General features: G+C 63.1%; 23 protein-coding genes and 1 pseudogene. 7 read left to right on the forward strand and 17 right to left on the reverse strand.

Annotation, left to right across the window (positions count from 1 at the left end):
* The first annotated feature begins 20 nt into the window (after positions 1–20).
* Entirely contained in the window at positions 21–425 is a 405-nt protein-coding gene (gene msrB / locus HB778_RS11950; RefSeq protein ID WP_183464029.1) for a peptide-methionine (R)-S-oxide reductase MsrB, read from the forward strand.
* 69 nt (positions 426–494) lie between these two features.
* Here the strand turns inward: msrB and HB778_RS11955 are convergent, their stop codons facing one another.
* Complete coding sequence (locus HB778_RS11955) at positions 495–839, reverse strand: hypothetical protein (protein WP_183464031.1); 345 nt, start codon at positions 837–839, stop codon at positions 495–497.
* Positions 840–978: 139 nt separating this feature from the next.
* Between HB778_RS11955 and HB778_RS11960 the strand changes: the two genes are divergently transcribed.
* Positions 979–1,488: an arsenate reductase ArsC gene (locus HB778_RS11960; protein WP_183464033.1), complete on the forward strand. Its 510-nt coding sequence runs from the start codon at positions 979–981 to the stop codon at positions 1,486–1,488.
* Between the two features lie 25 nt (positions 1,489–1,513).
* Here the strand turns inward: HB778_RS11960 and HB778_RS11965 are convergent, their stop codons facing one another.
* From HB778_RS11965 to HB778_RS12010, 10 genes are all read right to left on the reverse strand, one after another.
* The gene (locus HB778_RS11965; RefSeq protein ID WP_183464035.1) at positions 1,514–1,966 is read right to left on the reverse strand and encodes a hypothetical protein; all 453 of its coding nucleotides are present in this window, start codon (positions 1,964–1,966) and stop codon (positions 1,514–1,516) included.
* A gap of 200 nt (positions 1,967–2,166) precedes the next feature.
* Positions 2,167–2,427 (reverse strand): DUF2312 domain-containing protein, encoded by a 261-nt coding sequence (locus HB778_RS11970; protein WP_027053014.1) that lies wholly within the window; start codon positions 2,425–2,427, stop codon positions 2,167–2,169.
* Positions 2,428–2,589: 162 nt separating this feature from the next.
* The gene (pyc, locus tag HB778_RS11975) at positions 2,590–6,048 is read right to left on the reverse strand and encodes a pyruvate carboxylase (protein ID WP_183464037.1); all 3,459 of its coding nucleotides are present in this window, start codon (positions 6,046–6,048) and stop codon (positions 2,590–2,592) included.
* 304 nt (positions 6,049–6,352) lie between these two features.
* Positions 6,353–7,471 (reverse strand): branched-chain amino acid ABC transporter substrate-binding protein, encoded by a 1,119-nt coding sequence (locus HB778_RS11980; protein ID WP_095201098.1) that lies wholly within the window; start codon positions 7,469–7,471, stop codon positions 6,353–6,355.
* A 137-nt stretch (positions 7,472–7,608) separates the two neighbouring features.
* Entirely contained in the window at positions 7,609–7,956 is a 348-nt protein-coding gene (locus tag HB778_RS11985; RefSeq protein ID WP_183464039.1) for a DUF6867 family protein, read from the reverse strand.
* 112 nt (positions 7,957–8,068) lie between these two features.
* Positions 8,069–8,797 carry an ABC transporter ATP-binding protein gene (locus HB778_RS11990; RefSeq protein WP_183464041.1) on the reverse strand — a complete coding sequence of 243 codons (729 nt, stop codon included), beginning with the start codon at positions 8,795–8,797 and terminating at the stop codon, positions 8,069–8,071.
* Positions 8,797–9,918: an ABC transporter ATP-binding protein gene (locus tag HB778_RS11995; RefSeq protein WP_432421246.1), complete on the reverse strand. Its 1,122-nt coding sequence runs from the start codon at positions 9,916–9,918 to the stop codon at positions 8,797–8,799. The genes HB778_RS11990 and HB778_RS11995 overlap by 1 nt, the downstream gene beginning before the upstream one ends.
* Positions 9,918–11,513 (reverse strand): high-affinity branched-chain amino acid ABC transporter permease LivM, encoded by a 1,596-nt coding sequence (gene livM, locus HB778_RS12000; protein WP_183464044.1) that lies wholly within the window; start codon positions 11,511–11,513, stop codon positions 9,918–9,920. Before livM ends, HB778_RS11995 begins: the two co-directional genes overlap by 1 nt.
* A gap of 4 nt (positions 11,514–11,517) precedes the next feature.
* On the reverse strand, positions 11,518–12,420 hold the full coding sequence (locus HB778_RS12005) for a branched-chain amino acid ABC transporter permease (RefSeq protein WP_095201093.1): 903 nt from the start codon (positions 12,418–12,420) through the stop codon (positions 11,518–11,520).
* Between the two features lie 445 nt (positions 12,421–12,865).
* On the reverse strand, positions 12,866–13,252 hold the full coding sequence (locus tag HB778_RS12010) for an ectoine synthase (protein WP_095201092.1): 387 nt from the start codon (positions 13,250–13,252) through the stop codon (positions 12,866–12,868).
* A gap of 131 nt (positions 13,253–13,383) precedes the next feature.
* Here HB778_RS12010 and HB778_RS12015 point away from each other — a divergent pair, with 131 nt between their 5' ends.
* On the forward strand, positions 13,384–14,289 hold the full coding sequence (locus HB778_RS12015; RefSeq protein WP_183464047.1) for a LysR substrate-binding domain-containing protein: 906 nt from the start codon (positions 13,384–13,386) through the stop codon (positions 14,287–14,289).
* On the opposite strand, the gene HB778_RS12020 is transcribed toward HB778_RS12015, so the two are convergent.
* The 3 genes and pseudogenes from HB778_RS12020 to HB778_RS12030 all read right to left on the reverse strand — a co-directional run bounded on the left by HB778_RS12020 (position 14,282) and on the right by HB778_RS12030 (position 17,563).
* Positions 14,282–15,283: a 4-hydroxyproline epimerase gene (locus HB778_RS12020; RefSeq protein ID WP_183464049.1), complete on the reverse strand. Its 1,002-nt coding sequence runs from the start codon at positions 15,281–15,283 to the stop codon at positions 14,282–14,284. The two genes, HB778_RS12015 and HB778_RS12020, sit on opposite strands and share 8 nt — an antisense overlap.
* Positions 15,284–15,300: 17 nt before the next feature.
* A pseudogene (locus HB778_RS12025) lies at positions 15,301–16,613 on the reverse strand (NAD(P)/FAD-dependent oxidoreductase).
* Between the two features lie 14 nt (positions 16,614–16,627).
* Positions 16,628–17,563 carry a dihydrodipicolinate synthase family protein gene (locus tag HB778_RS12030; protein WP_183464052.1) on the reverse strand — a complete coding sequence of 312 codons (936 nt, stop codon included), beginning with the start codon at positions 17,561–17,563 and terminating at the stop codon, positions 16,628–16,630.
* Positions 17,564–17,632: 69 nt separating this feature from the next.
* Here HB778_RS12030 and HB778_RS12035 point away from each other — a divergent pair, with 69 nt between their 5' ends.
* Entirely contained in the window at positions 17,633–18,325 is a 693-nt protein-coding gene (locus tag HB778_RS12035; RefSeq protein WP_183464055.1) for a GntR family transcriptional regulator, read from the forward strand.
* Between the two features lie 7 nt (positions 18,326–18,332).
* Here HB778_RS12035 and HB778_RS12040 read toward each other — a convergent pair whose 3' ends face one another.
* Both HB778_RS12040 and HB778_RS12045 read right to left on the reverse strand, forming a co-directional pair.
* Entirely contained in the window at positions 18,333–18,644 is a 312-nt protein-coding gene (locus HB778_RS12040; RefSeq protein WP_183464057.1) for a hypothetical protein, read from the reverse strand.
* A gap of 229 nt (positions 18,645–18,873) precedes the next feature.
* A complete protein-coding gene (locus HB778_RS12045) occupies positions 18,874–19,197 on the reverse strand; it encodes a winged helix-turn-helix transcriptional regulator (protein WP_179298008.1) in 324 nt (107 codons plus the stop codon).
* Between the two features lie 155 nt (positions 19,198–19,352).
* On the opposite strand from HB778_RS12045, the gene HB778_RS12050 reads away from it, so the two are divergent.
* Both HB778_RS12050 and HB778_RS12055 read left to right on the forward strand, forming a co-directional pair.
* Entirely contained in the window at positions 19,353–19,682 is a 330-nt protein-coding gene (locus HB778_RS12050) for a nuclear transport factor 2 family protein (RefSeq protein ID WP_183464059.1), read from the forward strand.
* Entirely contained in the window at positions 19,679–20,479 is an 801-nt protein-coding gene (locus HB778_RS12055) for an SDR family oxidoreductase (RefSeq protein WP_183464062.1), read from the forward strand. The genes HB778_RS12050 and HB778_RS12055 overlap by 4 nt, the downstream gene beginning before the upstream one ends.
* 73 nt (positions 20,480–20,552) lie before the next feature.
* On the opposite strand, the gene HB778_RS12060 is transcribed toward HB778_RS12055, so the two are convergent.
* Positions 20,553–22,049, reverse strand: coding sequence for a CoA-acylating methylmalonate-semialdehyde dehydrogenase (locus tag HB778_RS12060; RefSeq protein ID WP_183464065.1), 1,497 nt, complete (start codon positions 22,047–22,049; stop codon positions 20,553–20,555).
* Positions 22,050–22,378: 329 nt separating this feature from the next.
* On the opposite strand from HB778_RS12060, the gene HB778_RS12065 reads away from it, so the two are divergent.
* Positions 22,379–23,260, forward strand: coding sequence for a LysR family transcriptional regulator (locus HB778_RS12065; RefSeq protein WP_183464067.1), 882 nt, complete (start codon positions 22,379–22,381; stop codon positions 23,258–23,260).

Consider the following 23,260-nt stretch of genomic DNA (forward strand, 5'->3'; position numbering starts at 1 on the left):
GGCAAGGCTGAGGAGATCAAATGGACACCCACACCTACCCTGTCACCCGCACCGATGCCGAATGGCGCGCCCGGCTGACGCCGGAGCAATATGCGGTCCTGCGCGGCCACGGCACCGAGCGGCCGGGAAGCTGCGCCCTGCTCTACGAGAAGCGCGCCGGCACATTTTCCTGCGTCGGCTGCGACCAGCCGCTGTTCGAATCCAAGCTGAAGTTCGAGAGCGGCACCGGCTGGCCGAGTTTCAACGATCCCGTGCCCGGCTCCGTCGAGAACACCATCGACCGCAGCTACGGCATGGTCCGCACCGAGTGCCATTGCGCGCGCTGCGGCAGCCATCTCGGCCATGTCTTCGAAGACGGCCCGCCGCCGACCGGCCTGCGCTACTGCATCAACGGCGTGGCGCTGAAATTCGAGCCGGCCGCCTGATCGGCATCTTATAGCTTTCGGCAAAGGGCGGCTTCGGCCGCCCTTTTTCGTATGCGCAGGCTGAGCGCTTCAGGCAACAACTGTCGCGATCAGCCAAAGCGCCGAACCCAGCATCACCAGCGAAGCCTTGGCGCCACCGGATTTCTCGGCCGTCCGCCAGACCGCGATGGTGAGAAAGATGTTGTAGGGCACCGGCAGAAAATGCACCGCCAGCACCGCCCAGAGCGGCAGCTTCAGCCCGAGCAGCACCAGAGCCAGCGCCGAAGAGGCTATGTTGAGGGCCGTCCCGACAAGCATCATGTCGCGCCAGAACAGCCGGTCGATCGGGACCTCGCCAAGCCAACGCGAGCGAAAGAAGCCGGCGTTGCGTTTGGCCCCTTCGGGCGCCGCGCCCAGCGCATCGAGATCGTCCATCGGTCGAGCCTTCGCTAACTCAGCATGTCTCGAAAAAGCACCTCGGACGGCGCAGAAATCTGTCGTCATACCATGTATGATCACGTAACTGTGATCCGTATCGCATTCTGTCATTTGCGCAAACATGGAGGGGTTCGGAATGAGCGATCATGTCTACAACGTTCTCTTTCTTTGCAACGCCAACTCCGCCCGCTCGATCATCGGAGAGGCCATCTTGAACCGGATCGGATCCGGCCGATTCAAAGCCTATTCCGCTGGCGCGCGACCGAAAGGCAGCGTCAACCCCTATGCGCTTCAGTTGCTGGAAAGCCTGAGCTACGACACGTCCTTTGCCCGTTCGAAGAGCTGGGATGAGTTCTCCGGGCCCGACGCGCCGCAGATGAATTTCATCTTCACCGTCTGCGACAACACTGCGGATGAGAGCTGCCCTGTCTGGCCCGGTCATCCGATGACGGCACTTTGGGCGGTGCCCGACCCCGCCAAGGCCAGTGGCACGGAAGCCGAGTGGCATCTCGCTTTCGCCGACGCCTATCGCATGCTGAACAACCGCATCGCGGTGTTCACCAATCTGCCGATGGGGTCACTTGATCGTCTGGCCTTGCAGGAACATTTGGACGTTATCGGCAGGGAGGCCCCGCAGCCGAGCTGACGGGTCGCTGGGCGAGTCGAGGCCGTCAGACTTGCGACCAGGCGTTTCCGACCACCGCAATGACGGCCTGCTCGACGCGCGAGCATTCCGTCACCAGCCAGTCGGTCATGGCAGGCCAGTTGTCCTCGGCATAGCAGTTGACCCGCCACATCGAATTGATGCCGAGGCCCTCGCAGCTTTGTTCCGGCCTGAGCTTCAGCCTGTCTTCGATCGCCGGCTGGAACGGCTTCAACCGCGACCAGCTTTGCGTGGCGCCGAACTTCTCGTTACGGCCGAAGAAGACGCCGACATGGTTCTGCGCCGGCGCGACATACATGGAAAGGACCAGGGCGAAGTCGGGCAGCCCGCGCTGCCAGAACCAGGGTCCGCGCCGCGCCAGCCGGGTTCTTTCTTCCGGATGCCGTTCGGCGAACAGCGACCAGAAGCCGCGATGGCGGAACTCCGAGGCGCGGCGACCGCCAAAGTCGAATTCGCTCATGGTTCGATGCCCGCTCCAAGCATCACGCTCAGGCTGTTTCGAAATTCGCTCTTGGCGAGTCATATGGTGGTGGTTTCGAGAACCGTAGCGGAGCGTACTTAAGTACGTGAGCTCAGTTCTACTGCGCCGCCGCAGTAGAACGGGGAAGCGCAGAAAACGCCATCAGATGGCCGCCGGAGTAGAATTTCCAAACAGTCTCTTTATTCCATGCCGAGCGCGGCCATGTACAGATCTAAGATGGCGTCCTCTTCCTGGCGCTCGGCCTGGTCCTTCTTGCGCAGCCGGATGATGGTGCGGATCGCCTTGGTGTCGAAGCCGGTGCCCTTGGCCTCGGCGAAGACTTCCTTGATATCGTCGGCGATCGTCTTCTTCTCTTCCTCGAGCCGTTCGATGCGCTCGATGAGGGCACGCAGCTGGCCGGCGGCAACAGTCTGGCTGGTCTCGGTGATATCGTCGGCCATGTTTTTCTCCAAAGATTGGTTCTATGCCGCGACTCGGGCAGAGGCGGCGGCAAATTTGAGCCGGTTCGATGCCCGACCGGCGGCGGCGGGTCAAGCTGTTATCGAACAGCTCCCCACGGGCTGCCGACAGAAGCCGACAGCCTGCCCGTTCTTTGCGGGCGCTTAAGCGAACGCGATCAGCAGATCCTTGGCATCGATCTGGTCGCCGGCCTTGACCAGCACCTCGGCGACGGTGCCGTCGCGCTCGGCATGCAGCGCCGTCTCCATCTTCATCGCTTCGATGGAGAGCAACACGTCACCGGCCTTCACCGCCTGGCCGGCGGCGACCGAAAGTGCCGAGACCACGCCCGGCATCGGCGCGCCGACATGCGCCTCGTTGCCTGGCTCGGCCTTGCGGCGCGCCTTGACGGCGGAGGCGCCGTGCGCCCGGTCCGGCACCTTGACGCGGCGCGGCTGGCCGTTGAGCTCGAAGAACACGGTGACCATGCCCTTGTCGTCGACATCGCCGATAGCAAGGCAGCGCACGACCAGCGTCTTGCCCTTCTCGATGTCGACGAAGATCTCGTCTTCCGACTTCATGCCGTAGAAATAGGTCGGCGTCGGCAGCACGCTGACCGGGCCGTAGGTCTCCTGCGCGCCGGCAAAGTCGGTGAAAACCTTCGGATACATCAGCCACGAGGCGAATTCGTATTCCGAGAGCTTGCGCTCGAGCTTCTCCTCAATCTCCTTGCGGCTGGCCTTGAGATCGGCCGGCTTCAACAGCGAGCCCGGCCGCGCCGTGATCGGCTTGTCGCCCTTCAGCGCCTTCTTCTGCAGCGCCGCCGGCCAGCCGCCGGGCGACTGGCCGAGATCGCCACGCAGCATCGAGACGACCGAGTCCGGGAAGGCGATGTCCCTGGCCGGGTTCTCGACATCGGCGACGGTCAGATCCTGGCTCACCATCATCAGCGCCATGTCGCCGACGACCTTGGACGACGGCGTCACCTTGACGATGTCGCCGAACATCAGATTGACGTCGTGATAGGTCTGCGCCACCTCGTGCCAGCGTGTCTCCAGCCCGAGCGAGCGCGCCTGTTCCTTGAGGTTGGTGAACTGCCCGCCCGGCATTTCGTGCAGATAGACTTCCGAGGCCGGCCCCTTGAGGTCGCTTTCGAAGGCAGCGTACTGGTTGCGCACCGCTTCCCAGTAGAATGAGATTTTGCGGATCCATTGCGGGTCGAGGCCCGGGTCGCGCTCGGTGCCCTTCAGCGCTTCGACGATCGAGCCCAGGCAAGGCTGCGACGTGTTGCCGGAGAAGGCATCCATCGCCGCGTCGATGGCGTCGACGCCGCTCTCCACCGCCGCCAGCACGGTCGCCGCCGACAGGCCGGACGTGTCGTGGGTGTGGAAATGGATCGGCAGGTCGGTCGCCTCGCGCAGCGCCTTGAACAGCACGCGGGCCGCGGCCGGCTTCAAGAGGCCGGCCATATCCTTGACCGCGATGATGTGGGCGCCGGCGGCCTGCAATTCGCCGGCGAGCCCGACATAATATTTGAGGTCGTACTTGGCCCGCGCCGGATCGAGAATGTCGCCGGTGTAGCACATCGCCGCCTCACACAGCTTGCCCTCGGCGCCGACGGCGTCCATGGCGACGCGCATGTTCTCGACCCAGTTCAGGCAGTCGAAGACGCGGAACAGGTCAATGCCGCCGGCGGCCGCCTGCTTGACGAAATGCTGCACGACATTGTCGGGATAATTGGTGTAGCCGACGCCGTTGGCGCCGCGCAGCAGCATCTGCAGCAACAGATTGGGGGCCGCCTCGCGCACTTTGCTCAGCCGCTCCCACGGATCCTCGGTGAGGAAGCGCATGGCGACGTCGAAGGTCGCGCCACCCCAGCATTCCAGTGACAGAAGCTGCGGCAGGGCGCGCGCATAGGTGCCGGCAATGTTGGCGATGTCGTGCGTGCGCATGCGCGTGGCGAGCAGCGACTGGTGGCCGTCGCGCATCGTCGTGTCGGTGACCAGAACTTCCTTCTGCTCACGCATCCAGCCGGCGAATTTTTCCGGACCGAGCACGTCCAGCTTCTGCTTGCTGCCGCCGGGCACATTGCCGTTGAGGTAGGGCACGACGGGTGCGGCAGCATCGGCCTTCGGCATCGGCCGGCCGCGTGTCTCGGGATGGCCGTTGACGCTGACATCGGCCAGATAGTTGATGAGCTTGGTCGCGCGGTCCTGCCGCTTGACCTGCTGGAACAGCTCCGGCGTCGTGTCGATGAACTTCGTCGTATAGGAATTGTCAGCGAAGCTCGGGTGGTTGATGATCGCTTCGAGGAAGGTGAGGTTGGTGGCGACGCCGCGGATGCGGAATTCGCGCAGCGCGCGGTTCATGCGCGCGATCGTCTCGGCTGGCGTCGGGGCCCACGCCGTCACCTTCTCCAGCAGCGGATCGTAGAAGCGGGTGATGACCGCGCCGGAATAGGCGGTGCCGCCATCCAGCCGGATGCCGAAGCCGGTGGCGCCGCGATAGGCGGTGATGCGGCCATAATCCGGGATGAAATTGTGCTCGGGGTCCTCGGTGGTGATGCGGCACTGCAAGGCATGGCCGTTCAGCCTGATGTCCTTCTGCGCCGGCACACCCGATTGCGGTGTGCCGATGGCGAAGCCGTCGAGGATGTGGATCTGCGCCTTGACGATGTCGATGCCGGTCACCTGCTCGGTGACGGTATGCTCGACCTGGATGCGCGGGTTGACCTCGATGAAATAGAATTTCCCCGTATCGGCGTCCTGCAGGAACTCGACCGTACCGGCGCCGATATAGCTGGTCTCGCGCGCGATCTTCAGCGCGTAGCCGCAAAGCTCCTCGCGCTGCGACATTTCGAGATAGGGCGCGGGCGCCCGTTCGACGACCTTCTGGTTGCGGCGCTGGATCGAGCAATCGCGCTCGAACAGGTGCACGACATTGCCATGTGTGTCGCCAAGCACCTGCACCTCGACATGGCGCGCGCGCTCGATCAGCTTTTCGAGATAGACCTCGTCCTTGCCGAAGGCGGCTTTCGCCTCGCGCTTGCCTTCCGTGACCTCGCGGGCGAGATCGGCCTCGGCGCGGATGGCGCGCATGCCGCGCCCGCCGCCGCCCCAGGAGGCCTTCAGCATCACCGGATAGCCGATCTCCTTGGCCAGTTTCTTGACCGCATCCATATCATCCGGCAGCGGGTCGGTGGCGGGGATGACCGGCACGCCGACCTCGATGGCGAGGTTGCGTGCCGCGACCTTGTTGCCGAGGCGGCGCATCGTGTCCGGCTTCGGGCCGATGAAGGTGATGCCGGCTTGCGCACAGGCTTCGGCGAATTCCGGGCTTTCGGACAGAAGCCCGTAGCCCGGGTGGATGGCATCGGCGCCCGAAAGCCTGGCGACGCGGATCACCTCCTCGATCGACAGATAACTCTCGATCGGCCCCATATCCTTGGCCAGATGCGGGCCGCGCCCGACCTGGTAGCTTTCGTCGGCCTTGAAGCGGTGCAGCGAGTATTTGTCCTCCTCGGCCCAGATCGCCACGGTTTTGAGGCCCAGCTCGTTGGCCGCGCGAAAGACGCGGATGGCGATTTCTGACCGGTTGGCGACGAGGATCTTCGTGATGGCCAAGGACTGGGCTCCAGCAGCGGAAGGAACGGGAAATCGGAGCAATGATTAGCGTGAAAATGCTGCAGCGCAAACAAAATTGACAGATGATTCAATCGATTTAAATCGAATCTTTGCGACAAAGCCGGTCGCATTCATTCGAACGCGCATAAAAGCGCCGGAGCTGTCGTTCAAGGCGCGATCATTTTCCGGCTAAGCCGCATATCGTCCGGCCTAAAACCGGGGCCGCTTTTGGACGACATGCCGTGAAACGAAAAATGCCCGGCGCGAAGCGCCGGGCATTTCATAGTGATCGATGTCGACAGGCTTACATCTTCTGGATGTAGGTGTACTTGCCGTCGGCGCCCTTCTTCCACTCGTACATGACGTAGCCGGGCAGCGTCGGATCGCCCTTGGCGTCATAGGACAGGTCGCCGAGCACGGTCTTGAACGGGCCGTTCGCATGCAGCGCCTTGGCAACGGCCTGCGGATCGTTCGACTTGGCAGCAGTTGCTGCTTCCGCAAGCGCCTGCACGGCAGCGTAGGCGTAGAGCGTGTAAGCTTCCGGTTCGAAGCCCTGCGCACGGAACTTCTCGACGAGTTCCTTGTTGGCGGGGATCAGGCGCGGATCCGGGCCGAACGTGTTGAGCGTGCCCGCAACCGCGTCGCCCGCGATCGAAGCCAGTTCGTTCGACACGATGCCGTCGCCGGAAATCAGCGTCGCCTTGAGGCCCTGGTCAGCCGCCTGGCGGATGATCAGGCCGGCTTCGGTGTGCAAACCGCCCCAATAGATGATGGTAACGCCGGCTTCCTTCATCTTGGCGATCAGCGCCGAAAAGTCCTTGTCGCCGACATTGATGCCTTCATACATCACTTCCGTGACGCCGGCGGCGTTCATCGCCTTCTTGGTTTCGTCGGCAAGGCCCTGGCCGTAGGTGGTCTTGTCGTGCACGACGGCGATCTTGGCGTCCTTGAAGTTCGCGGCGAGATAGGCGCCGGCAATGCTGCCCTGCTGGTCATCGCGTCCGCAGGTGCGGAACACGTTCCACAGGCCACGCTCGGTGAACTTCGGGTTGGTCGCGGCCGGCGTGATCTCGACGATGTTGTTTTCAGCGTAGACTTCCGAGGCCGGGATCGACACGCCCGAGTTGAAGTGGCCGACCACGAACTTGACGCCGTCGCCGACGAACTTGTTGGCAACCGAGATACCTTGCTTCGGGTCGGAGACGTCGTCGCCGATTTCGAGCTTGATCTGCTCGCCGTTGATGCCGCCCTTGGCATTGATCTCGGCGACGGCCGCTTCGGCGCCCTTCTGCAGCTGTGCGCCGAAGGCCGCATTCGGACCGGTGATCGGACCGGCAACGCCGAACATTACATCAGCCCACGCGCTGCCACCGAACGCGACCAGCGCGGTCAGGGCGACGGCGGACAAAAGTGTCTTTTTCATTTAAACGCTCCCATTAACGGAGTGGGCGTGGATGAAGCTTTCATGCGATGCCCACCCTTATCGCAGAAAGCATAGTTTGCCGATTTTCAGGCACTTGTCACGCCGATTCATCCCTGACGCGGCGTTAATGATGAACGTCAACCCTTTGGTTTCCAGCTCAAGATTGAAGCTCTTTCGTAGAGCCAATTATACTGTGTGACCATCTGGTTTGTTCGTGTGTATTGATAGCCGACGAAGCCCAATATCATCAGCACGATGGTGTCGACGATATAGTAGTGCAGCGAAAACATCGTGCCGCCGAACAGGGCGTGATGGATGAAGCGGATGCCGATGCCGAGACCCAGCAGATAGGCGAACAGCTGGATGAAGCTGCGCCACGTCTGGGCGCTGGCCTTGCCGGTCATCCAGGCCGCCCAGCCGCCGAGCAGGCAGGTGACGAACAAGAACTGCCAGATCGAGGGTTCCTCATAGAGAATGCCCTGCATGATGAAGTCTCCCTAGCATGATCCCGAAAAGGTGCAGACTTTTCGGACAAAGGTCATGCGACAAACAAACAACTTGGAGCGGAATACCGGATGCACACATTCCGCTCCAAACTCAGTGGTGTCCGCCTTCGAGATAGGCGGCGCGCACTTCCGGATTGGCGAGCAGCTCCTTGCCGGTGCCGCTCATCGTCACATTGCCGTTGACCATGACATAACCGCGCGTGGCGAGCTTCAGCGCGCCGAACGCGTTCTGCTCGACCAGGAACACGGTCAGCCCTTGGGTGCGGTTCAACTCGCGGATGGCATCGAATATCTGCTTGACGATCAGTGGCGCAAGGCCCAGCGATGGTTCGTCGAGCAGAAGCAGCTTCGGCCGCGCCATCAGTGCGCGTCCGATCGACAGCATCTGCTGCTCGCCGCCCGACAGCGTGCCGCCGCGCTGGGCGATGCGCTCCTTGAGCCGCGGGAACAGCGCGAACACCTTCTCGACGTCCTCGTCATAGTGCTTGAGGTTGTCCAGGCTGGCGCCCATCTGCAGGTTTTCCATCACCGTCATGCGCGGGAAGATACGGCGACCTTCCGGCGACTGGGCGATGCGCATGCGTGCGATCTCGTGCGTCGGCAACTGGGTAATGTCGGTGCCGGCGAAGGTGATGGTGCCCGCGCGGGCGCGCGGTGCCCCGAAAATGGTCATCATCAGCGTCGATTTGCCGGCGCCGTTGGCGCCGATCAGCGCCACGATCTCACCCTCCTTGACGGTGACATCGACTCCGTTCAGCGCCCGGATGTTGCCGTAGTAGGTTTGCACGCCCTTGATGTCGAGCAGCGTTGTCCCGGCCATTATTTACGCCCTCCACGCGGCTTGGCTGTCGAGGCTTTTCCGGTCGGCTTGGCCGTGGCCCGCTCGGAGGGCTTTCTTGGCAAGTTGGCCTTTGCATCGACCTGCGCCGCCTTCGAAGCACCCTTCGACACGGTGACACGCTCGCCCTCGCTGTGCCCGACGGTGTCGCTCACCGGTCCGGCCAGGTATGACGACGATGTCCCCGGGCCATGCGCGGCATCCGGCCCTATGTCGAGCTGCTCGATGACGTCTTCGTCGCCGACTTCGGTCAGCACGGTCTCGACCTCCTCGTCGTCGACGCCGAGATAGGCGGCGATGACGCGCGGATCGGTGCGCACCGACTGCGGGCTGCCGTCGGAGATCTTGCGGCCATATTCCAGAACCACGACATGGTCGGAAATCTGCATGACCACGGACATGTCGTGCTCGATCAGCAGGATTGAGGTGCCCGATGTCTTCTTGATGTCGATCAGCAGTTCATTGAGCGCCGCTGATTCCTTCGGATTGAGGCCGGCTGCCGGCTCGTCGAGGCACAGAAGCTCTGGCCCGGTGCACATTGCGCGTGCGATTTCGAGACGCCGCTGTGCGCCATAGGGCAGGTCGCCGGCCGGATCGTCGGCGCGATCGATAAGATCGGCCTTCTCCAGCCAGTGCCTGGCAAGCTCGATCGATTCGGCCGAAGCCTTGCGGTAGCCGCTGAAGCCGAACAGGCCCAGGATCGTATAGCCCGATGCCTTCATCAGCTTGTTGTGTTGAGCGACCAGCAGGTTCTCCAGCAGCGTCATGCCGGAGAACAGGCGGATGTTCTGGAAGGTGCGCGCCACCTTGGCACGCGCCGGGATCTCATGGTTGGGCAACCGCTCGAGCAGGTAGCTCGTGCCATCGTTCCGGTTGAGCGTGATCATGCCTTCCGACGGCTTGTAGAAGCCGGTGATGCAGTTGAACACGGTGGTCTTGCCGGCGCCATTGGGGCCGATCAGCGCCGTGATCTCACCGCGCTTGGCGGCGAAGGACAGATCGCCGATGGCGACCAGGCCGCCGAACTTCATCGACAGATGTTGGACCTGGAGGATGGCGTCGTTCATGCCCGGATTGGCTTTCTGAATCGAGTTCGCATTCATCAGCCGTGTCCTTCCTTGGTAAAGGAACCGGAGACGGCCCTTCGCTCTTTCAGGAAAGCGGTCGGTTCGCGACTGCCGACGAAGCCACGCGGCTTCCACAGCATGACGATGACCATGGCCATGCCGAAGAGAAGCATGCGGTAGAGTTCTGGCGTGAAGTCCGGCCCGAAGATCTCCTTGAGGAAGTCGAGTTCGCGCAGCGCCTCGGTGCCGCCGATCATCACCATCGCGGCAACTGCAATGCCGACCAGCGAGCCCATGCCGCCAAGAACGACGATCGCCAGGATGATGGCCGATTCCAGGAAGACGAAGGATTCCGGACTGACGAAGCCTTGCCGCGCGGCGAAGAACGAGCCGGCGAAGCCACCGAACATGGCGCCGGTGGCAAAGGCGGTCAGTTTGGTGGTGGTGGTGTTGATGCCGAGCGAGCGACAGGCGATCTCGTCCTCGCGTAAGGCTTCCCATGCACGGCCGACCGGCAGACGGCGCAGCCTGATGGTGACGAAGGCGGTGAGCAGGCACAGGCCCAGGATCAGGTAGTAGAGGAAGATCTTGTAGTAGGCGCCCGACTGGGCGATGCCCAGCACCTTAGCGATGTAGTTGGGGTCCGACACGTTGAACGACATCAGGCCGAAGAAGCTGACCTTGGGAATGCCGGAAATGCCGGCCGAGCCGTTGGTGACCTCACGCCAGTTGATCAACACCAGGCGGATGATCTCGCCGAAAGCCAGTGTCACGATCGCCAGATAGTCGCCGCGCAGGCGTAGCACGGGGAAGCCGAGCAGCACGCCCCAGAGAGCAGCCATGGCGCCGGCGGCCGGCAACAGGATCCAGAACGACAGGCCGTATTGCGTGGCAAGAAGCGCATAGGCATAGGCGCCAAGCGCATAGAAGGCGACATAGCCGAGGTCGAGCAGGCCGGCGAGGCCGACGACGATGTTCAGGCCCCAGGCCAGCATCACATAGATCAGGATCTGGATGCCGAAATTGTCGACCCATTTCAGCGACCCCTGGAGCCCGCCGGTGATGGACCAGGCGTTCAGCGACAGCACCGCGACCACGAGGATCGGGTACAGCACAAGCGCCGTTATGCCCAATCTGGTGAAGTTGGCATGGATGAAGGCGCGGAAGTAGTAAATCACGCAAGCCAGCAGATAGATGATCGCCAGGGCGCGCAGGAATTGCAGATAGCCGGCCGGTTCTGCTCCCACCCATCCGGCGAGCGAGCTGTTGAACACGAACAGCAGCACCGCTACGACAACGGCCGCGACGAACCACGGCAACTGGAAGAATCGTGACGCGACGCTGGCCGGCAACAGGCCGGTGGCAACATTGGTTATCTTCTGGCTGGCCATGAAGGGCTGGCCATAGGCGACATAGAGGAAGCGCCCGACGGCCGTGGCGATCACCACGGCGGCGAGCAGGCCCCAGCGCGTCGTCACGACCAGTTCATTGGACATGTTCTGACCGGTCTTCAGACCGATGAACAGCACGAACAGGCCAAGCGAGATGGCGCCGGCATAGAGCCCTTCCTTGAGGGCGCGTTGGACAGGGGTGGCGACGGTGTCGCGCTCGGGAGATACGGTGACGGCCATGATCTCAGACCTTTTCGACTTCTGGCCGGCCCAGAATGCCGGAAGGCAGGAAGATCAGCACGATCGCCAGGATCGAGAACGCCGCGACGTCCTTGTAGTCGATCGAGAAATACGCCGACCACATGCTCTCGATGAAGCCGATCATCAGCCCGCCGAGCACGGCACCCGGCAGTGAGCCGATGCCGCCGAGCACCGCCGCCGTGAAGGCTTTCACACCAGGTGTGAAGCCGTCGGAGAAGGCAACGACGCCGTAATACATCAGGAACAGCGTGCCGGCGACGGCGGCAAGGGCGGCGCCCATGATGAAGGTGATCGAGATGGTGCGGTCGACATCGATGCCGAGCAGCGCCGCCATCTTGCGGTCCTGTTCGCAGGCGCGCTGGGCGCGGCCAAGCGAGGTCCTGTTGACCAGGTACCAGAACAGCGCCAGGAGCAGCGCGGTGACGATGACGATGATGATCTGCTTCAGCGACACGCTGACGCCGTTGATGCTGTAGACTTGGCTGACCATTGGCGGGATCGGCTTGTTACGCGGGCCTTGCGTCACCTGGACGAAATTCGACAGCGCGATCGACATGCCGATGGCGGTGATCAGCGGCGCCAGCCGGAACGAACCGCGCAGCGGCCGGTAGGCCACCTTCTCGATCGTCCAATTGTAGAGGCTGGTCAGCAGCATCGCCACGATCATCATGATCAGCAGCGCGATGACCACGGGCACCGAATAAAACAGCGCCGTAAGGATGAGGAAAACGATCAGCGCCGAGAAGGCGCCCACCATAAAGATATCGCCATGGGCGAAGTTGATCATGCCGATGATGCCGTAGACCATCGTGTAGCCGATTGCGATCAGCCCATAGATCGATCCCAGCGTCAGCCCATTGATAAGCTGCTGGACAAAGTACTGCATGTGTACATGGCTCCCCTGGAATGTCGCCCATGCAGACGCATTCCTTTTCGTATTTCCCCTAGTCGTAAAGTTTCGAGCCCGGATTGCAACGTGATTTTTTTGACCGCCCCGCGTGTTTCCGATTCACGTCGTTTCGACCGCCCGTTTTTTGCACCCGACCCCTGGACTATCGCGGACCCTATCATTGGCATAACGCAATGTCTTTGACGATTCGGCCGTATCATGCGCCGCGTTTCGAAGAAATCGCCGTCAAAATTAGGTGATAAGAAGAATCGTTGCGTTCCTGACGCGGTTCGTTTTTTCGCCACACTCCTTTCCCCAAGGTCAGGATTCCTCCTGACCGACCTCAAAGCCATGCTCGAATGGATCGCGGTCGTCGGCGCGCATCGCATTCAAGCGACTGTGCCTGCCTGGCCGCCGATCAAGGAAAATTGCCCTCTCCGGATCAGTACGCCGATCCCCCGTCCTCGCTCAGCGCATGCCGTTCCGTGCCCTGAAGGGGAGGATTGAAGACACTCACCAGGATCATGTCGCCGGAGGCGTCGGCACGCAGATAGTGGTCGTCATGTTCGTCGAGCACATAGATCGTGCCAGGCTCGATACGATGCACCGCACCGGACATGTCTTCGACCTCACCAGCGCCGGCGATGCAGTAGCAGGCCTCGAAATGCCGCCGATACTGCAGTCGCGATTCGCTGCCGGCGCGCACGACCGTGTGGCAGACGGTGAAGCCCATGCCGTCCCGCTGCGTCAGCAGGCGGTGGCTGGTGCCATTGCCCCAATCCACGAAGAAGTCAGATTTTTCTACATCAGCCAATTGTCTGGTGAACATGCTTTCTTTCCCTGCAGATCGTGGCCCGGACCAGGAATGCCAACAGGCCGTTGAATGGATGCAGGAGTGCCGCAATGTGCATGGATATTCAAATGATTGCTTCTCACCCGATGTGTTAGTAAATTTTACAGATGGACTATATCCCGCTGAATGCCATCCGCGCTTTCGAGGCCGCCGCCCGCCGCTTGAGCTTTTCGGCGGCCGCCGAAGAGCTTCACGTCACGCATCCGGCCATCAGCCACCAGATAAGGCGGCTGGAGGCGTGGCTGGGCGTGCCTCTGTTCCATCGGGACGCGCGCAAGGTACGGCTGACGGATGCCGGCGTGATCCTGCAGGCGTCGGCGAGCGGCGCCCTTGCCGAACTCGGCGCCACATGCCGGCGCATCCGCCGCAATGCGGGGTCGGCGACACTGTCCGTAGGTTGCATACCGTCTATCGCCAGCCGCTGGTTGGTGCCCCGCCTGCCGGACTTTACCGCCAGCCATCCCGACATCGGCATGCGGGTCGCTTATGCCAAGGCCGAGGACAGGCTCGGAGATGACGAGAACGATGTGCTGATCACGCTCGGAGCCGATCCGACGCCTGGCGTCACCAGCCTCAAGCTGTTTTCACGCCTCAACCGACCGGTGTGCAGTCCGCATTACCTCGCTGGCAGGCAGCAGCTGCGAACAGCTTCGGGTATCGCTGCCGCGGACCTTTTGCATGACGAGAACCGCCAGGGCTGGCGCGAATGGTTCTCCGAGGCCGGCCTTCCCGATGTCGATGTCGGCAACGGCCCCGTCTTCGCCGACTTCAACATTCTCGCAACGGCGGTCATTGCCGGCCACGGCGTCGCGCTTTGTCCGGTCGACGTCTTTCGTGACGAACTGAAGCGCGGCGACCTGGTGGTTCTGTCCGATGTCTCGACCAACCGCGACAAGAGCTATTTTCTGACGATGTCGGTGGATGCCTCATCAGCCGCGCGCACCTTCGCCGACTGGTTTCGCCGGGCGGTCTCGGTCGATGCTGATGATCAGCAGCCTGCCAGGATCACTTGACCACGAAACCATGCGCGAACGGATCGCGGTCGTCGATGAAGATCGTGTTCAGTCCGGTCATGCGCGCCCAGCCGCCGATCGAGGGGATGATCGCCGGTTTGTCAGCCACCGTGACCTCTTTTTCGACCTTGCCCTTGAACAGCGAACCGATGATCGATTCATGCACGAAGGCGTCGCCGGCCTTGAGCTTGCCCTTGGCGTGAAGCTGAGCCATGCGCGCCGAGGTGCCGGTGCCGCACGGTGAGCGGTCGATGGCCTTGTCGCCGTAGAAGACGGCATTGCGGGCGTCGGCTCCTTCCACCGTCGGCTTGCCGGTCCACAGCATGTGCGACAGCTTGTTGATGCCGGGATTTTCCGGATGCACGAAGGAATATTTCTCGTTGAGCCGCTGCCGCACCACCGGGCTCCAGGCGATGAAATCTCCGGCGGAATGGTCAGCCATGTCGCGATAGTTCTTCTGCGGCTCGACGATGGCGTAGAAATTGCCGCCATAGGCGACATCGACGGTGATCTGGCCGAGCCCGGGGCATTCGACCGTCAGACCTTCTGCATAGAGGAAGGACGGCACGTTGGTGATGCGCACCTCCTCGACATAGTCGCCGACCTGTTTGTACTCGGCGATGACCAGGCCGGCCGGCGTGTCGAGCCTCAGCACACCTGGCGTCTTCGGCTTGATCAGCCCGTGCTCGATGGCCATCGTCACCGTGCCGATAGTGCCGTGGCCGCACATCGGCAGGCAGCCCGAGGTTTCGATGAACAGGATGGCGATGTCGCAATCCTCGCGCGTCGGCGGGTAGAGGATCGAACCCGACATCACGTCATGGCCGCGCGGCTCGAACATCAGGCCGGTGCGGATCCAGTCATATTCGGCGAGGAAATGCGCGCGCCTTTCCATCATCGTCGAGCCCTCAAGCAGCGGGCCGCCGCCGGCGACCAGCCGCACCGGATTGCCGCATGTGTGGCCGTCGATGCAGAAGAAGGATTTCTTGGCCATGTCGTTCCTCAAAAAATTCAAAACCGTTGTGGACTGAAGGGGGCGAGATCAACAGACGCAACCTGCCCCAGGACGATTTCCCGGATCAACCGTCCGGTCGCCGCGGCCTGGGTCAGGCCGAGATGGCCATGACCGAAAGCATAGATCACCGGCAGGCTTCCCGACGCCCTGCCGATGACAGGCACCGAATCCGGCAGCGAGGGCCGGTAGCCCATCCATTCGCGACCGCCCGAAGGATCGAGCCCCGGCAGGAATTGCCGCGCCTTCTGCAGTAGCGCCTTCGAGCGGGCAAAATTGGGCGGCCGCTCTATGCCGCCGAGTTCGACGGCACCGCCAACGCGCAGGCCCGTCTCCAGCGGCGTGATGACGAAGCCATGGCCGGAGAAGATCAGCTGCCGCTTCACGTCGAACGCGCTCTTGGGCAAGGTCGTGTTGTAGCCGCGCTCGGTCTCCAGCGGAATGCGGTCGCCAAGCTGCCGCGCCAAAAGGTGCGACCATGCACCGGCGGCGATGACGAGGTGACTCGCCTGCCTGGTCGTGCCGTCGGCCAGCGTCAGCGTCGCGCCATCCTGGTCCGCCGCGACCCGGTCGATCCTGGCCATTTCAAAGCGGGCGCCCTTGGCCTCAGCGTAAGCCCACACCGCCTTGCCGAGCAGCTTTGGATCGGCGACCGTCTTCCAGCCCGGCACGAAGGTGCCCTTGATGAAGCGCGGAGAAAGTCCCGGCTGCAAGCCCGCCAGGCTCTCGCCCTCGACGTGGCGAAAGCCGATGCCGAAACGCTCGCGCGCCGCCCAGCCCGGCAGGGCGGCGCGGAACTCGGCCTCGCTTTCGTAGAGTTCGAGAGAACCATCCTCGCGCAGCATCGGCCTTGTGCCCGAGCGATCGAGCAGGCCCATCCACTCCGCTTCGGCGAGCTTCATCATGCCGGCCTGGGCGGCGAGGCTGGTCTCGTATTTCGCCGCCGCGCCGGCACGCCAGAAGCGGATCAGCCAGGGCAGCAGCTTCGGCAGGTAGGCGGGCGGAATGCTGAGCGGGCCGAGAGGATCGGCCAGCCATTTCGGCAGGTTCTTGATCATGCCCTTATGCGCCAGCGGCAGCACATCCGAGAAGGCGAAGGCCGCCGCATTGCCGGAGCTCGTCTCCTCGCAGATACCGGTGCGGTCGAAAACCGTAACGTTCCGCCCTGCCTCGGCAAGGAAGGCCGCCGCGCAGATGCCGATGATGCCGCCGCCGATGATGGCGATGTCCTCGCCTTCCCCCGCGAACGAGGAGAAGGTGCCCCAGTGGCGGAGCGTCGCTCCCGTTCCGGGGAGTTGGAATTTCCTGGCACGTTGGTGCTGTCCCTTATTCGGCTGCCACCAGTTTGTCCGCCGATCGAGGAGACGTCTGCAGTGACGGCAGCTTCGGCCGCACCGCCAGCGCATCCCCTATGATCTTCTCCACCGCCTTGCGGCGCTCGCCCGACAGCGGCTGGCGCGGCATGCGCACGCGGTCATTGGTACCAATCGCCAGCACTTCGGCAAGCTTGATATTTTGGACCAGATAGGTCGAGACATCGAGGTCGAGCAACGGTCGGAACCAGCGGTAGATAGCCAGCGCCTCTTCGCGGCGGCCCTCTCTCATCAGCTGGAAGATGGCGACGGTCTCGCGCGGGAAGGCGGTGACCAGGCCGGCCACCCAGCCGATGGCGCCGACCGACAGCGCCTCGAAGGCTAGGTTGTCGACACCGGTGAACAGGTCGTAGCGGCTGCCCAGGCGGTTGATGATCTCGGTCGAGCGCCTGATGTCGTCGGAGGATTCCTTGATGGCGACGAAGCGCTTGTCCGACGCCAGCTCCTCCATCTGGTCGACGGTGACGTCGACGCGATAGGCGAGCCGGTTGGAGTAGATCATGACCGGCAGGTCGCCGGCCTCGGCGACTGCGCGCAGCGCCGCGACCGTTTCTTCCGCATTGGTGTGGTAGATCGGGCTCGGCACCACCATCAGGCCATTGGCGCCTTCCTTGGCGGCGCGCCTGGCGATGCTGGCCGCCTCGCGGGTGCCCGCCTCGTTGATCGTCAGCAGCACCGGCTTCTTGCCGGCGACTTTCTGAGCGGTCTTCAGCACCTCGATCTTCTCGTCAGGCGACAGCATCGGCCCTTCGCCGAGCGAGCCGCAGACGATGATGCCGTCGCAACCGGCCTCCATCTGCAGGCTGAAGCAGCGCTCCATCTCGGCATGGTCGAGCCGATCGTCGGCGGTGAATTTGGTCGTGACGGCGGGGAAAACTCCAGTCCACATAATCGTGTCTCCATCTGATATATCAGTCGTATATCTGTTAAGAAACCCACTGTCAATGCGGAATCTGTTATGATATATCTAAAATATATCAGGAGATCGCCTTTGATATCCATAGAAGCAACCATGACGTCCGAGCCGGCAGCGGCCAAGGCTTATCGCGTGCTCGAGCATATGATCGTCACGCTGGAACTGGTGCCGGCGAGCTTCGTCACCGAAGGCGCCCTCATCGAAAAGCTGGCGCTCGGCCGCACGCCGGTGCGCGAGGCGATCCAGCGGCTGGCCTGGGAAGGGCTGCTGGATGTCCGGCCACGCGCTGGCATCGCGATCGCGCCGCTGCATCCGGGCGACTGGCTGCGCGTGCTCGACGCCCGGCGCGGCGTCGAAGTGGTGCTGGCCCGTTCGGCCGCCCGCTTCGTCACCCGCGAGGCCGCCGACCTGTTTCACGAGGCGGCCCTTGCCATGCAGAAGGCGGTCATCTCGGGCAATGTGCTTGCCTTCATCCAGGCCGACAAGGCGCTCGACGAGGCCCTGGCGCTGGCCGCCGACAACCCGTTCGCCGCCCGGCTGGCCGCCCCCTTGCAGACCCACAGCCGCCGATTCTGGTTCCGCTACAAGGCGGATACGGGCCTGGCCGAGTCAGCCGAGCATCACGTCGCGCTGATCCGCTCGATCCTCGACGGCGACGAGGAGGCAGCCGCCAAGGACGCCAAGCGGCTGATGGCACTGCTGCGCGGCCATGCCGAGGTCGCCGCGACGCGCTGACCGGCGATCAAATCCCTTGCGCCGCGGTGACGGCGGTATTCTCCCACCCGTCACCGGTCGCGAAAATGCAGCTCCGGCCCTGCACGTCAGTCACCAGCATCGACCAAGTCCCACTTGCCGAAACATAGACCTCGACAATGGCGGCCTGGCCAACCACACCGTAGCCGATCTGTTTTTGTTGCAAAGCCTTTGCCAATGCCGCGACGAGGTCACTGTGGCCGCCGCAGATGAATTGCGCCTGTGCCGATAGCGTCGACAGCGCCAGCGCGATGCCGGTCGCGGCTATCCTGATCCATCGAAACGAAAATTTGTGTGCCATCTGGCACCTCCTTCGCCTTCGCGTTCCGGCAAAGGGAGGCACATGAGGCAGCCTCAATATACCGAAACGCTCCAGGCCGGGTTCGACGTCTTCATCACGTCACTCCTTCTGGTTTCCGGTCTGTCGTCAGGGGAACTTTATCATTCCCTGGAATCGATATGGTGAGGCCCCGATCCGAAAACAAGCGGCATTTCGGAGCGCGCGGCGCGTTGCAGGACGACGACCCGCGTCAAGCTTCCGCGGGTTCGCGAAGTGCCGCCCATTTCAGCAAGGCATCGAGAGCCGGGCACAGTGCCTGGCCCCAATCGGTCAGGCAGTATTCGACCTTCGGCGGCACCTGGTGGTGCACGATACGGCGAACGATCCCGTCGGCCTCCATCTGTCGCAACTGCTGGATCAGCATTTTCTGCGAGATCGCCGGGATCGCCCGTTCGAGGTCGGAAAAGCGCAGCACCTTGCCGCCGAACAGGTGAAACAGGATCACCAGCTTCCAGCGGCCTTCGAGGATACGCAGCACATTCTCGACGCCGCTTGCCGCCGACAATGGCGTCAGCGTCTCGGGCTTACTTTCGGGCCGAGCCTTACCTTCAGGTAAGTACCTTACTTTTTCGTCGGTTCTTGTCATTTTCCCAGCATATCTCATTTTAGAAGCCGGACAAGCGCCGCCAGCCTCGGCTGGAGGCGGCAACCCGCACCGGAGACGACACCATGACCGCAACCCTTCCGCAGCCGCTGGCCGATTATTTCGCCGCCAAGAACAGGCATGACATCGACGCCATGCTCATTCCTTTCGCGTCGGACGCCACGGTCAAGGACGAAGGCAAAACCTATCACGGATCGGCCGCCATCCGCGGCTGGATGGCCGAGACGACACGCAAATACCGGGTGACCGTCGAGGTAGCCGAGGCGACCGCCAATGGCGACGCATGGCGGGTTGCCGGCATCGTGTCGGGGAATTTCCCAGGCAGCCCTGCGACGCTCCACTACGTCTTCACGCTGGCCGACAACCGGATCGCCCGGCTGGAGATTGGCGCATGACCATCGTTCAGAAATTTGCAATCGACGACCGAGAATTCGCCGGCAAGCGCGTTCTGGTCACCGGCGGTACCAAGGGTGCCGGCGAAGCCATCGTGCGCAGGCTTTCCGCGGCAGGCGCGATTGTTCTCACGACCGCCCGCTCAGCGACCGAAGCATACCAGCCGAAGCTGTTCGTGCAGGCCGATGTGAGTACTTTGGCGGGTACCGAAACAGTTGCCGCGGCCATCATGGCACAGCTTGGTGGCATCGACATCATCGTGCACAGCGTCGGCGGGTCGAAGAGCCCGGGTGGCGGGTTTGCCGGACTGACCGATCAACTCTGGCAGGACGAGCTCAGCCTCAATCTGCTGGCGGCGGTGCGGCTCGATCGCCTGCTTGTCCCGCATATGATCGAGCAAGGCGCAGGCGCGATCGTCCACATATCGTCGATCCAGCGCCGCCTGCCGCTGCACGAATCCACCATCGCCTACGCGGCGGCCAAGGCAGCCCTTTCGACCTACAGCAAGGCGCTGTCGAAGGAGCTCGGACCGAAAGGCGTCCGCGTCAACTCAGTGGCGCCGGGCTGGATCCACACCACCGCTTCGGAAGCCATGGTGAAGCGACTGGCATCCCACTCGGGTTCAGACGAGGAAACCGCCCGTCAGGGCATCATGGATGCGCTGGGCGGCATCCCGATCGGCCGGCCGGCATGGCCGCAAGAGGTTGCCGAACTCGTGGCATTCCTTGTCTCGGACCGTGCGGCATCGATCCACGGCGCCGAATACGTCGTCGATGGCGGCACGATACCGACGGTCTGACGGAGGCAAGCGACCGACAAAAACGAAAAGAGGCGGGATGACCCGCCTCTCTCTTATCGTGGAACGTTTCCAATCAGTTCATCGTCGGGATGACGAATTCGGCACCGTCCTTGATGCCGGACGGCCAGCGCGAGGTCACCGTCTTGGTCTTGGTATAGAAGCGGAAGGCGTCCGGACCGTGCTGGTTGAGGTCGCCGAAGGACGACGCCTTCCAGCCGCCGAACGTGTAATAGGCGATCGGCACCGGGATCGGCACGTTGACGCCGACCATGCCGACCTGGACACGGCTTGCGAAGTCACGCGCGGCGTCGCCGTCGCGGGTGAAGATGGCGACGCCATTGCCCATCTCGTGGTCGTTGGCGAGCTTGATCGCGCTCTCATAGGTCGGTGCGCGCACCACCGAAAGCACCGGCCCAAAGATCTCTTCCTTGTAGATGCGCATGTCTGCCGTCACATTGTCGAACAGGCAGCCGCCCATATAGTAGCCGTCCTCATAGCCCTGCATCTTGAAGCCGCGGCCGTCGACGACGAGCGTGGCGCCTTCCTTGACGCCGGTGTCGACATAGCCCTTCACGCGCTCCAGTGCCTGCGCCGTCACCAGCGGGCCGAAATCGGCGCCCGAATCCGTTGACGGACCGACCTTGAGGCTCTCGACGCGCGGCACCAGCTTTTCCATCAGCCGGTTGGCGGTGTCGTTGCCGACCGGTACAGCCACCGAGATAGCCATGCAGCGCTCGCCAGCCGAGCCGTAGCCGGCGCCGATCAGCGCGTCGACGGTCTGGTCCATGTCGGCGTCGGGCATGATGATCATGTGGTTCTTGGCGCCGCCGAAGCACTGCACGCGCTTGCCGGCGGCCGTGCCGCGCGAATAGATGTAGTGGGCGATCGGCGTCGAGCCGACAAAGCCGACGGCCTTGATGTCGGGATCGTCGAGGATGGCGTCTACGACTTCCTTGTCGCCATTGACGACGTTGAGGATGCCTGCCGGCAGGCCAGCCTCGAGGAACAGCTCGGCGATGCGGATCGGCACGCCCGGGTCACGTTCCGACGGCTTCAGGATGAAGGCATTGCCACAGGCGATTGCCGGCGCGATCTTCCACAGCGGGATCATTGCCGGGAAGTTGAACGGGGTGATGCCGGCGACGACGCCGAGCGGCTGGCGCATCGAATAGACGTCGATGCCGGGGCCGGCACCATCGGTGAACTCGCCCTTCATCATATGCGGCGCACCGATGCAGACTTCGACCACTTCGAGGCCGCGCTGGATGTCGCCCTTGGCGTCGGCGATGGTCTTGCCGTGCTCGCGCGCCAGTATGTCGGCGAGTTCGTCATAGTCACGGGCGACCAGTTCGAGGAATTTCATCAGCACGCGCACGCGGCGCTGCGGGTTGGTGGCGGCCCATTTCGGCTGCGCCGCCTTGGCGTTCTCGACCGCCGCGCGCAGTTCGGCCTGCGAGGCCAGCGCCACCGTGCCGCGCACGGAACCATCCATCGGCTGCATGACGTCCTGCCTGCGGCCGCTGGTGCCGGCGACACGCTTGCCGCCGATGAAATGACCGTATTCGATCATGATATCTCTCCCTTGTTTGTGATGGGTGCATTCTCCGCCTTTGTGGTGGCGAAGGCAACGCGAGGGAGAACGCAACCGTTGTGCGCAGAATAGACAACAGCCATCGACTGTGCATTAATTGTCGCAAATGCCATCCCAGGAACGCTCAACGTTGAGCTTCGTCACGCCTGTCCTGCCGGACCCAGCCTTCACCCTCCCCCTTGTGGGGAGGGTCGGCGAGCGGTCGGAGCGAAGCGGAGATCGTTCGACGGGGTGGGGGTCTGGCGCCAGCGTCACCCCCACCCCGCTCCGCTACGCGGATCGACCCTCCCCACAAGGGGGAGGGTAAGATGAACTGGGATGACGTCCGCATCTTTCTCGCCGTGGCGCGCGCCGGCCAGATCCTTGGCGCCGCCAGGCGGCTGGAGCTCAACCATGCCACCGTCTCGCGCCGCATCGCCGCACTCGAGGACGCGCTGCGCACGAAACTCTTTCGCCGGCTGACCACCGGCAGCGAGTTGACGCCCGCCGGCGAGCGCTTCCTCGACATTGCCGAGCGCATGGAGGGTGACATGATCGCCGCGCGCTCGACCATATCGGGCGAAGGTGACGATATCTCCGGCACCGTGCGCATCGGCGCGCCGGACGGGTTTGGCGTCGCCTTCCTGGCCAGGCGCCTCGGCGAACTGACCGCGCTGCATCGCGAGCTGACGATCCAGCTCGTGCCGGTGCCGCGTTCCTTCTCGCTGTCCCGGCGCGAGGCCGACATCGCCATCACCGTCGAGCGGCCGACCGAAGGCCGGCTGGTGGCGGGAAAGCTGGTCGACTATTCGCTCGGCCTGTTTGCCTCGCGCGCCTACGCCGATGCCAATGGTCTGCCCAAAACCGCCGCCGAACTCGGCCAGCACACCCTGATCGGCTATGTGCCTGACCTGATCGTCAGCCCTTCGCTCGACTATGCCTCTGAATTCAGCGCCGACTGGCGCACCAGCTTCGCCATTTCCTCGGCACTTGGCCAGGCCGAAGCGGTGCGCTCGGGCGCCGGCATCGGCATCCTGCACACCTTCGTCGCCCGCTCGATGCCGGAACTGGTCGCCGTCGATGTGGTGGCACCCATCCGCCGCGCCTACTGGCTGGTCTATCACGAATCGGTCAGGCCGCTGCGCCGCATCCAGATCGTCGCCGGCTTCATCACCAAGGCGGTGGAGCGGGAACGGGGCTTGTTCTTGTGA

Source organism: Mesorhizobium huakuii, from assembly GCF_014189455.1.
In the GTDB taxonomy this organism is placed as follows: Bacteria; Pseudomonadota; Alphaproteobacteria; order Rhizobiales; family Rhizobiaceae; genus Mesorhizobium; species Mesorhizobium huakuii_A.